Below are 11961 nucleotides of genomic sequence, written 5' to 3' on the forward strand. Positions count from 1 at the left end.
TTAAGTTAAAACTAAAAAGGGGGTCGTTTTGACACCCTTTTTTAGTTTTTAATATATTTAGGATTGAGGATTAGATCCTAAATCTTATTGAACCCTAAACTATTCCATTTTTCTTATTCTGACCTCTATAGGAAAATCTTTAAGTAAATTAACTATTGTAGAAGTATCGGTTTTACCTGTGTGATAAGGGTATAAAATCTTTGGATTTAACATTAATGCTGCCTCTTTTACCATTTCAGGGGTCATAGTGTATGGTAAATTCATTGGTAGGAACGCAATATCAATAGGTTGAAATGTTGTCATTTCAGGGATATTTTCTGTATCACCAGCAACATATACTCTTTTGTTACCCATATTTAATATATAGCCATTACCTTCCCCTTTAATGTGGTATGGAGTTCCATTTTGTCTTACATTAACAATATTGTAAGCGGGGACTGCTTCAATCGAAATATCATCATATTGTACATGCTCGTTATTATTGACAACATTTGATTTAGGTTTGAATTTGCTCTGTTTTTCGCATTCTTGAGTCCAGTATAGAACCGTATTGTCTTTCCAGACATCTTTTAGTGCAGTAGAATCAAGATGATCACCATGATGGTGTGTAACCAATATCAGGCCAGCTTTTGGCTGTGTGGAATAGTCAGCTACTTTAGAGAAGGGATCTATGTAAATAAATTTTCCATTAAAGTCGAACATTAATGAGCCATGTCCAAGAAAATGGATGATTATATTTCCTTTAGTAGTTGAAATGGTATCTGAATTTTGAGCATTTACATTTATTGCTGAAATACCTATAAAGGCTAGAAGGACAGCGAATGTTTTCATAGTTAATATTTTACAACTTCAAATGTATGAAATTAACATAGATTTCATACATTTATTGTTAAAATGGTGTTTCGTAATAGGGTAATCTAATGTGTAGAGATCTTAAATGTATTGAGGGGAAAAATCAATTTTTTTAACATAAATTATATGTTAAAAAACATATGAATTTAGTATGTTGTTAATTATTAGCAAAATATAATTTCTCTATTTTTATACCTTGATAAAAAAATGTTGAATTAAATGGTTTAAAAATTTATCTTTCGTTTTCATTTTTATTAACCTAATCTAGAAAATCTATGAAAAAACTGTTATTAACCCTTTGTGTACTATTATTCCTAGGGATAAGCCTTGTTAACGGACAGACAAGGAAAATTTCAGGAGTAGTAAAAAGTTCTGAGGATGGACAAACTCTTCCAGGAGTTTCGATTGTTGTTAAGGGAACAACAACTGGTACAACAACAAATCTTGATGGGAAATATGAGATTAGTGTATCAGCTGATGCTACAACTCTAGTTTTCAGTTTTATTGGAATGAAAGCTCAAGAAGTGCCAATTAATGGAAGAGCAATTATTGATATAGAACTTGCTCCTGAAACAGCCTCGTTGGACGAAGTTGTTGTTGTGGGATTTGGTACTAGATTGAAATCTGACTTAACTGGTTCTATATCACAAGTTAAGGCAGAGGATATTGCAAACGTTACTCAGCCCAGTTTTGAGTCAGCAATTCAGGGAAAAACATCAGGTGTCTATGTTCAGAGTGGAACTGGTAAACTTGGACAAGGTATTAAAATGAGGATTCGTGGTTCTTCTTCAGTCTCTGCAAATAACCAACCATTATATGTAGTAGACAATATAGCAGTAAACACTGATAATATTGGTGATGCTGGTAATGAAGCCACAAACCCTATGGCTGATTTTAACCCTGCTGATATTGAATCAATTCAAGTTTTGAAAGATGCTTCCGCATCAGCAATATATGGTGCTAGAGCAGCAAATGGCGTTGTAATTATTACTACAAAACGGGGTAAAGAGGGTAAAACAAACTTTAACTTTTCAACACAGATTGGTTTCAGTGAACCAGCAAAAAAAGTTGGTTTTATGAATAGGGATCAATATCTTAAATTATTTGAGGAGGCTTTTAATAATACATTAGCATATACTGGTGATACTGATATTTGGGGTGCTCCTGATTATCAAACTTTACTTGATTGGGTTTTCCCTTACTGGAGAGATCCAGTAGATCCAAATAATCTGGCTAAAGGACCTAACACAAATTGGGAGAACCAAGCTTTGCGTAAAGGATCCCTACGTCAATATGATTTAACTGCTTCTGGTGGTAATGAAAAAACTAAATTCTTCACCTCTCTATCAATGGCTGATCAAGAGGCTGTTATTGTAGGTAACTCTTTTGATAGGATTAGTGCACGTTTAAACCTTGATCAGAAAGCAAATAATTTAGTGTCTTTTGGTCTAAGTCTAAACCCTGTTAGAACAAGAAACTTTAGGGTTGCTAATGATAATGCCTTCTCTCAACCATTACAGATGGTAGCATTACCTCCACTAGATCCAGTATATATTCCAGGAACTACTACTTTGAATAAATACACAGTTTATGAAAATGGAATGATTCCATTAAAATATAATAGTTTTAATGCTGAAATCTTTAGGAATATAGGTAATGTTTATGCAATGTTTAATCTTTTACCTACCTTAACCTTTAGAACTGAAGCAGGGATGGATTTAACAAACCAAAGGGAAAAAGGTTATCAGGGTCGTTTAACGAATGATGGTGGTCCTTTTGGAAATGCAACGGATAGAACTGTTACATTGTTAAATACAACTTCAAACTCCTATTTTACCTTTGATAAAACTTTTAAGGAGAATTACAACGTAAACCTTGTAGGAGGTATGTCATATCAGGAAGCCGTTTGGAATACTGCTATCGTTACTGCTCAAAATTTCCCAAGCGATCAATTTAAACGGATTGATAGTGCAGCAGAGATAACTGGTGCAGGTTCAAATGGTACTAACTACAGCTTCTTATCCTATTTCTTAAGAAGTAATTTAAAATTTTTCGACAAGTATTTAATTACTTTTAGCGGTAGAATTGATGGTTCTTCACGATTTGGTAAAAACTCTCGTTATGGTTTCTTCCCTGCTGGTTCGGTAGCATGGGTTGTATCTAAAGAGAAATTTATGTCAAATCAAAAAATAGTTAGTTTCCTAAAACTACGTACTAGTTGGGGTGTTACTGGAAATGCTGAGATTGGAAACTTTAGTTCCAGAGGTCTATATCAAGCAAGTAATTATGCTGGATATTCAGGTTTAGTTCCTGGCGGTATTGCAAGTCCTGATTTAAAATGGGAAACAACCAAGCAAACCGATTTTGGTATTGATTTTGGATTTTTAGATAATCGCATTACAGGTGAATTTGATTATTATATTAAGAAAACTTCCGATTTGTTATTAAATGTTACTTTACCTTCTACCAATGGTTATACTTCTGTAACCAAGAATGTTGGAAACTTGGAAAATAAAGGATGGGAGTTTGTAATTAATACTAACAACTTAACTGGCGAATTCCAATGGAATACAAGTTTCAATATTTCAGCCAATAAGAATAAAATTACAAACCTTGGTGGTAAAGTAATCAGCACTGGTATTTGGAGAGCAATGGAAAATTATCCAATTGGCGTTTTCTATACTAAGAAATTTGCTGGAGTTGACCCAGCAAATGGCGATGCACTTTTCTATACAGATGCAACTAGAACTACAACAACAAACATATTGTCGCAAGCAGCGAGTCAGGTGGTTGGTGATCCAAACCCCGATTTTGTTGGTGGTATTACCAATAATTTTAAATACAAGGGCTTTGACTTGAATTTTGTATTCCAGTTTGTTCATGGAAACGATATATTTAATGGTGGTCGTCAATGGCAGGCAGACGGGCTATCATACTTTGATAACCAAACATTAGATATATATAATAGTAATCGTTGGAAAACTCCTGGGCAAATCACTAATCAACCTCAATCAAGATTTGATATGGGCAATGGTTATGGACTTTCTTCAATGTTAGTTTTTGATGGTTCTTATATTAGATTAAAAGATATCACATTAGGATATTCAGTACCTACTAAACTAATCTCCCGAGTTGGATTAACAAGTGTAAGGGTATTTGTTAAAGGGTTAAATGTTTGGACAAAGACCAAATACCCAGGATGGGATCCTGAAACCAATTTTACTGGTACAGGTGCATCCGCGCAAACCCAAAATTTACAGCAAGGGTATGATTTTTATACATCACCACAACCAAGAACAATTACATTTGGCTTGCAACTAGGTTTTTAACTAGTATTTTATTAATTAAAAAACAGATATGATTATGAAAAGAAATAAAAATATAATAGTTGTCGCGTTGCTGTCAATGGCTATGCTATTCTCCGCATGCGATAAATACCTAAATATTGAACCTCAACAATCAATTGATGACATTAAGGTTTATACTAATCAAGATGGAGTTGTTGGTGCGTTAGAGGGGACATATTCAATATTGGGAGGTACAGATTTCTTTGCTGGAACAAGTGTTTTCCATTCCGATTTAATAGCAAATAGCAATAATTCAACAATTGGTTGGGTTGGAACATTTAATGGTTATAAACAAATGAATAATAAAGCGTTGGATCCAACCGAAGGTACTATTGCCGCAAAATGGAATTCGGCTTATCAGGCAATTAATGTTCTTAATAACTGTTTGGCAAATTTGGATAAGATTAAAGATGCTGATGTAAGAACAAGAGTATATGGTGAGGCTAAGTTCCTTCGTGGCGTTTTTTATTTTGAGTTGGTGCGTTTTTATGCTTTACCTTATGGTGCTGTAGTTGGTAATACTCAATTAGGTGTACCAATCATAACAGATCCTGTTCTTGATTTAACAAAAATTACATACCCTGCTAGAGCTTCAGTTAACGATGTTTATACTTTAATTATAAGCGATTTAACCTACGCCAAAGATTCATTGGCTCCAGGTAAAGCAGATTCCAATAGAGGATTAGCTACTTCTACCAATGCTAGTGCTTTTTTGACTAGAGTATATATGTCAATGGGTGATTGGGCAAATGCAGCTACCGAAGCAACAACTGTTATTGATGAGTTTGGTGGTGCATCAACTCTCAACACTACTCCACGTGCTTGTTATAATAATGCTGGCTATACAACTGAGGATGTATTCATGATTAGACAAAACCTTACAAGTAATGCAGGTTCAAGCAATAATGGTGTTGGTACTTTTTATGCTAGTTTACCGGGATATGGTCGTGGTGATGCTTATGTAAGAGCTGGTCATCTTGCTTTATATGAGGCTACTGATACTAGGGGTGGTTTAATGGATAACCCTGATGCTAAAACGGCTGCTGATATTAAGGAGATGTATTACTGGGGTGTTGGAACAAACTCTGGTCGCAGAATGACCGCTAAATATGCCAAATTTGATGCGTATGTAAACGTTATTCGCTTAGCTGAAATGTATCTTTCAAGGGCTGAGGCCAACTTTATGAATGCATCTACAATTGGTGATACCCCAAGGAGTGATATTGATGTTATTCGTGCTAGAGCAAATGCTACTCCACTAGCAGCAGACCCAACTTTAGCTGAAATTAAAGCAGAATGGGTAAAAGAAATGTGTTTTGAAGGCCATGCACTAGCTAATTTAAAAAGGTGGAAGGGCAGTACAGTAGCTCCAAGCACTTCACCTTGGGCTGGACAGTCTATCCCATGGGATGATGGAAGGTTAGTTCTCCCAATACCACAAAGAGAAATGGATGTAAATACTAACTTAGTTCAGAATCCTGCTTATGTTCACTAAAGAATAAGTTTACAATAATTATTCATTAGTATAATATTACTACTGGAGAGGTTGTCAAATATTATTTGACAACCTCTTTTTTTCAAAAAAATAATACTTTTACAGGAATTATGAGCAGTTATATCATATATTACGGATAGAATTCTTATTATGTTTTCTAATTATAGTTGAAATGAAAAAAATATTATTAAGCCTTTTACTTGCAACTCTTTTGCTTGGAGCACATTCTCAAAATATTGAGTTTAAGGCGGGATTAAGCCTGTCGAAGGCACTTTATTTTGTTGGAGATACATCAGTTTTTACAAATAGATTACCCGGAATAAATGCTGGAGTAATTAAAGAGTTTAAACTTGCAAATAATCTGTATCTGTCCACTAGTATCTGCTTTTCCCAACGGGGTTATAAAATTAACGACTCTGATGTTCATCTAAAGTATAGGTTCAACTATATTGATATACCTGCTAGCATCGTTTACAAATTTGAGCTCGATGATATCAACTTAAATTTTGAATTTGGACCATATTTAGCAATAGGTATAAATGGGAAATATATTCAGGGTGGAAAGACTAATAAAATACATTTTGGAAATGATACCAACCAAGTAAAAAGGTTTGATTTTGGTTTGAACTTAGGCTATTGCCTCGAATTTGAAAAGATTGCCTTGCGGCTAAACTATATGGTTGGATTTATTGATTTTGCTAATAATGGAACTGAATCGTTGAAGAATAGAATGTTCAGTTTTACTGTTGGTTATAAAATCAAATAGGACATAATAACGTCAGTTCGATTTAAGAGACTTTCATTAGTCTCTTAAATCGAACTGACGTTATATACCAAAATCGAAACTTAAGAATTGATCTGTTTATCATCCAGATTATTTGTTTCTGAATTTATTTTGTGATTATTCGGGAATGTTAAATAGTTTGCAAACATCCTTGTATGGCATATTCTTCAGGTCTGTCATTGTTTTGCCATTTAACGCTCCCGACTTTAATGCTGTAATGGTTCCCGGAATTGCAATGAATCTAAATTTATTAGCGGTTGCACTGGGTCTAACAATCATATCGCAAGTAAACTCTATTGATTGATAGTTGGATATTAAAAAACTCCAATTGGCTCCAACGGCATAGGCTGGTAAAGGTCGAACGGTTGAAGCATCGTATAAATCGCCAGCTAGCCAACAATAGGCAAGAACAACACCACTTTCCACAACATCTTGGGTTAAATCGGGGGCATTGGCTTCAAAATACCAATCGCCAGGACTTCCTGACCAAGTCGATGGAGAAAACCATTCAGAATAATACACTGTGGCATCCCGTCCAGCTGGTCCTTGAGTTTCTTCTTTTATACACCCAGCTAGGATCAGAGTTGCAAATGCAAAAAATAGATAAATAATTCGTTTTTTAGTTTTCATGTGTTTGTGGTTTTTTTTCAGAACATACTCTTTTGATTGTAATCTTTTATTATGCTTATAGATTAGAATATTGGATATAACAATTTGCGTTCCAATTTTAAATAGGATATTAAATTAACAACCTTTTTTACTTTATTATCAGCCTGCTGTTCGGGCTGATTTTCTTTTTCCATCATATTATTGAATAATTAGAGCGAGCTAAGTTGAGCGCTTTTAGTATGAAAAGTGCTACAATGAATTTAGAAAGAGCTGTAATATTCTCACATTTTTGTTGGTTTATTATGCAAGATCGGATAGTTAGATCTTTTTTTCTAAATTCGCAGCCGATTTACGATGGGCACTATTTTTAAAAACAAAAATCGTCTTCTTTGTGTTAATCTTTAGGTGCTCTAACTAGAAAGATTAAGAACTTAAATTAAATTTTCTCTTTACAATAGTTCGTTAAAGTATTATTATTGATCTGTAACATATTGTTTTTGTGATATTTTGTGTTTCCGTGTTTTGGTAGCAAAAATTTATAATAGCCACAAAATCACCAAGTCACCAAAAAACACCAAAAAGTTTACCGAACTATTGTCTTTAGAAATCGCTAATAACATTTTTATAAGATATGCGTTTTTAGTAAATAGCATTGATTCAATAAATTAAGAGTATGTACGAAGATATCAATTTTGAGTTTGTTAAAATAGCTAATGAAGAAGAATTGATCGATCTCTACAAAGATGGAGGTTGGTGGAAAGAAAGCCCTACTGAAAGGAATAATTTACCTATTCTAGTTAAGAATAGTTTTTGTTTTATAGTTGCCAAGACCAATGAAGGCAAAATCATTGGAATGGGCAGGGTAATCTCTGATGGAGTTAGCGATGGCTATATTCAGGACGTGATTGTAAACAAGTCGCACAGAAATAAAGGAATAGGGAAACTATTGGTGATTAAACTTAGGGATTATTGCCTGAATAAAGGACTTTCGTGGATAGGACTTATTGCAGAACCAGGAACAGAAGGCTTTTACACAAAACTGGGATTTAGTGAAATGATTGCCTATAAACCAATGTTACTAACTAAGAAGTAGTGTTTTACAATCAAAGAATGCTTTTGGATGTTTTATCAAATAAAAAGTGGTGTTATTAACTTATAATTAAATGCAGGACAACTTATTTAAATTGACTTTCACTCCAATTGAATTATCTCATAAAAATCAGGTTGAACCAATACTTTTAGAAGAACCACCACTTCTGGCAAGTTATACCTTTTCAAGTTTAGTTTCGTGGAAATTGATTTACAACTACGAATGGGCTATATTTCAAGATAGAACGCTGATTATTAGCGCAAATGCTCCAAAACGAAAAAATAGACATATTCTTCAGCCGCTAGGCACTTTTACAAAAGAATGTCAAGAGATGCTGTTGACCGAAATGGCTAAATTGGACTATCAAATAATAATCTTTGGTGTTAATGATTGGTTTATTAAACGTTTTCCAGAATTTACTTCTCATTTCGAAGTCAAGAACAATTTGGGTTATGCAAATTATATATACAAGGCTGAAGATCTGGCGCTGCTTGCGGGGAGAAAATATGCGAAAAAAAGAAATCTTATCTCCCAAACTGAAAATTCTTATAGTTGGACTGCGAATCCAATAACTGGTGATTGTTTAAATGAATGTATTAAGCTTTTGGAACATATTGCCAATGATGATCGAATTGAGAATGATCAGAGTTTAATGAATGAAAAAGTAGCACTTGATTATACACTCCGGCATTTTAAAGAATTAAATCAGCAAGGGCTAGTAATTAAAGTAAATGGTAAGCCGGTAGCATTTTCCATTTACGAAAAATTGAATCATAATACCGCTGATGTTCATTCCGAAAAGGCTGATCGCAGCTACAAAGGGCTTTACCAGCTTATTAATCGCGAAACAGCCAAGATAATATTAGAATTGGGATATGAATTCATTAATCGAGAAGAAGATATAAATCTACCAGGACTTCGCATGGCTAAACAGTCCTATTACCCTGTTGAAGTGCGTCCAGCATATCAACTTTATTTTAAGAAATAGCTATTTTAACATGAGTTCGATGTAAGCATAATACATTGATTCTCAGTTCACCATTAGATTGTTGCTTTGTCATGCTGAACGGAGTGAAGCATCTGTTTTATAAGTAATTAGATCCTTCGCTTCGCTCAGAACCGAGTTTGCGAGTTCGGCGAAGCCAATGACACCTTACATCGAACGCACGTTATTTAAATACTCCTGATAATCTGTTGCTATGCCATCTATTTCAGGATAATTCGCACAATGATCTTTCAAATAATCAATGGCATCGGCATTCATATCCACACCTGTTAACCTTACTTGGAAATTATTAGCCCGAGCCCAATCGGCAATAACCCGCAGTGTATCGCCGCTACCGCATCCTAAATCAACAATGTGATAGGTTTTATGATGATCGGTAATTAGCTGTTTTATCCCTTTTAATGATATAGCATGACCGCCCGTTGTTCTGTTAAGAATATCGAGTTCGCGGAGGTTTTTGTGGAGTAAACCGCTGTGGATGGTAGGTTCATCGAGCAATTCCTTCTGGTTGGATCGATATGTGAATTTACTCAACATAGGTAAACAGGGCAGTTTCGATGCTTAATCCTGGACCAAATCCAATGGATAATGTAGTTTCGTTGGGCTTGTGTTCGGCTTGAAAGATTTCGTTCAGTACAAATAGAATGGTTGGCGATGACATATTTCCATATTCATCCAATACTTTGTATGAGTATTGTAAATCGATATCATTCAAATTCAATCGATCTTTGATAATATCCAGAATTTTCTTTCCACCCGGATGTACTGCCCATTTATCAATTTTATCGGGTAAAATATTAAACTTCTTTCCGGCTTTAGAAACAATTTCAATTACTTCGTCGCCAATAAAATATGGAATTTTAGCATCCAGAATCATCTCGAAATTAACAGGCGTAATATTCCAGCTCATTAAATCACGCCCTTTGTTAAGAAGCAATGAGTAGAATCCGTTTATCACCATACCTCCTCTATTCATTCGTTCGGCCTCCCTATCGGGAACAATAACAACAGCAGCGGCTCCATCGCCAAAAATGGTATTCGATAGTAAATTATTGCTATTGTTTTTGGGTTGAAAATGAAGGGTGCATAGCTCCACGCAAACAATCATCACCTTTGCATTCACGTCGGTTTTGGCAATCATATCACCCAGTTTTAACGCAGAAAAGGCAGCATTGCATCCCATAAAATTGATTGAGGTATGAAATATATCGTTGGGTAGATTTAGCTGCTCAATTAACGCTGCATCGATTCCTGGGGCAAATAGCCCTGTGCAGGTAACGGTGATTAGATGCGTAATCTCAAAATCGGTTATTGTTGTATTCAATTTTGTTAGTGAATCCTGAATTGCTTCAATGGCAAGCGATATGGCATGATCTTTAAATACATTTAACCTCTCCTTTACATCTGGTAAACCATTGTTTTTAATGAATAGGGATTGATTTTTTTTTCTGCTATCAAAATCGGGGATGGCAGAATATCGTGTGGTTATCCCGCTGTGATTGAATAGTAGGTTTAGCTTACGCGAGGCCTCATTATCATTATAGGCGGCTTGCATAAAATCTAGTATTACAGCTTGGTTTGTGCCGTGTTTTGGAACGGCTGTTCCTATCGAAATTATTCTACTCATAGCTAAAACCAGGTGTAATGGTTATTTAATATCAGCAGTAGAAAGTACAAATTCATGCAAGTTGATGTTAGTAAGTTCATTGCCATTGTGTTTTCGAAATTTGCATTGGATGTATCCTTACGGACTTTGTTAAACCATACGGATAGCTTAACGATAACGGGCAGCATCATTAGTAGAAACAGGGCCATGGCTATTTGCTGATGTTTTATGCTGAAGTAATAGTATAGGATTATGGTTGCAATTGAGAATTGTATTGCCGAAAATACAAAGGTGCCAATGTATCCAAGTTTATAGCTAATGCTAATTACTCCATCCTTTTTATCGGCCTCGTGCTGATAGATTTGTGTGAGGGGGTAGATGCTTCCAATAAAGAGGCTTGCTATGCTCATGCAGATGATACTATTAAGCGTGAAAAAAGCCCTAAATGAAAACTCCCCAATTGCCGAAGAAGCCATCAGATAAACAAATGCTCCTTGGAAAAAGAAAACTGTTAAAAAGCCAATAAATGCATATTTTTTTAATCGCAATTTGCGATAGCTATAGGCGCGCGAAATAAGTACAAACATCAAAACCAATAGAGAGAAGTTAACAGAAACTATTAAAGCGCACAAAACACCCAGAATATCCATTAAAAGCGTGGCATAGAATAAACTCTCGGAAACCTTTGGAGGATATTTTAGCCCACCAATGCTGGTTTCGTCCCTATCCTGATAGCTATTATAACCGTTGCTTGACGGGAATATAAGTAGATGCAGTATTACGAATGCAATTGCAGCTGTTTGCCAGTTTATTGTGCTTGCCTGACTTAAAGCGAATAGGAATACAGGCATTAGAAAAAACGAAAAAGGCAACCGTAAGTGCTTAATTGTGCTTTTATCGAACCAAGAGAGAATAAGTACTTTTTTTATCATTTTACTTTAAAGGGTGGGTTGGTGGTTTGTAGGGAATTGAAAGTGCCAAGTTAAGGACTTGCAACCGATTTAAAGCTATACCGATTTAAGAATATTGAAATTCGGGCATTCATGTTTTATCAATAAGCAACGGGGCTAAAATTGAGCATATTTATTGGGATAGGATTTACATAACAATTGAAAAATGTTGCATAATTCACAGATTGGTATTCAATTTATTTCAATTTGAATTATTGAGTA

Annotated in this window: 10 protein-coding genes; 5 read left to right on the plus strand and 5 right to left on the minus strand. The window is 34.9% G+C overall.

Annotated elements, in window-relative coordinates; translation table 11 throughout:
- Positions 1-99: 99 nt before the first annotated feature.
- Positions 100-831, minus strand: a complete 732-nt coding sequence (locus HOO91_17625; GenBank protein ID NOU19379.1) for an MBL fold metallo-hydrolase — start codon at positions 829-831, stop codon at positions 100-102.
- Between the two features lie 296 nt (positions 832-1127).
- Between HOO91_17625 and HOO91_17630 the strand changes: the two genes are divergently transcribed.
- The 3 genes from HOO91_17630 (at position 1128) to HOO91_17640 (ending at position 6460) form a co-directional block, all read left to right on the plus strand.
- Entirely contained in the window at positions 1128-4181 is a 3054-nt protein-coding gene (locus tag HOO91_17630; protein ID NOU19380.1) for a TonB-dependent receptor, read from the plus strand.
- 34 nt (positions 4182-4215) lie between these two features.
- A complete protein-coding gene (locus HOO91_17635) occupies positions 4216-5694 on the plus strand; it encodes a RagB/SusD family nutrient uptake outer membrane protein (GenBank protein ID NOU19381.1) in 1479 nt (492 codons plus the stop codon).
- 172 nt (positions 5695-5866) lie between these two features.
- Positions 5867-6460 (plus strand): PorT family protein, encoded by a 594-nt coding sequence (locus HOO91_17640; protein ID NOU19382.1) that lies wholly within the window; start codon positions 5867-5869, stop codon positions 6458-6460.
- Between the two features lie 135 nt (positions 6461-6595).
- Here HOO91_17640 and HOO91_17645 read toward each other — a convergent pair whose 3' ends face one another.
- The gene (locus HOO91_17645) at positions 6596-7108 is read right to left on the minus strand and encodes a hypothetical protein (GenBank protein ID NOU19383.1); all 513 of its coding nucleotides are present in this window, start codon (positions 7106-7108) and stop codon (positions 6596-6598) included.
- Positions 7109-7760: 652 nt separating this feature from the next.
- Here HOO91_17645 and HOO91_17650 point away from each other — a divergent pair.
- Both HOO91_17650 and HOO91_17655 read left to right on the plus strand, forming a co-directional pair.
- A complete protein-coding gene (locus HOO91_17650) occupies positions 7761-8180 on the plus strand; it encodes a GNAT family N-acetyltransferase (protein ID NOU19384.1) in 420 nt (139 codons plus the stop codon).
- Between the two features lie 70 nt (positions 8181-8250).
- Positions 8251-9165, plus strand: coding sequence for a DUF2156 domain-containing protein (locus HOO91_17655; GenBank protein NOU19385.1), 915 nt, complete (start codon positions 8251-8253; stop codon positions 9163-9165).
- Positions 9166-9330: 165 nt separating this feature from the next.
- Here HOO91_17655 and HOO91_17660 read toward each other — a convergent pair whose 3' ends face one another.
- The 3 genes from HOO91_17660 to HOO91_17670 are packed head-to-tail and all read right to left on the minus strand — an operon-like array spanning position 9331 to position 11721.
- Positions 9331-9720, minus strand: a complete 390-nt coding sequence (locus HOO91_17660; protein ID NOU19386.1) for a methyltransferase domain-containing protein — start codon at positions 9718-9720, stop codon at positions 9331-9333.
- Positions 9710-10810 carry a type III polyketide synthase gene (locus HOO91_17665; protein ID NOU19387.1) on the minus strand — a complete coding sequence of 367 codons (1101 nt, stop codon included), beginning with the start codon at positions 10808-10810 and terminating at the stop codon, positions 9710-9712. Before HOO91_17665 ends, HOO91_17660 begins: the two co-directional genes overlap by 11 nt.
- Before the next feature lie 2 nt (positions 10811-10812).
- On the minus strand, positions 10813-11721 hold the full coding sequence (locus HOO91_17670; protein ID NOU19388.1) for a UbiA family prenyltransferase: 909 nt from the start codon (positions 11719-11721) through the stop codon (positions 10813-10815).
- Positions 11722-11961 lie beyond the last annotated feature (240 nt).

It is taken from the genome of Bacteroidales bacterium, from assembly GCA_013141385.1.
Lineage (GTDB): Bacteria > Bacteroidota > Bacteroidia > Bacteroidales > Tenuifilaceae > UBA8529.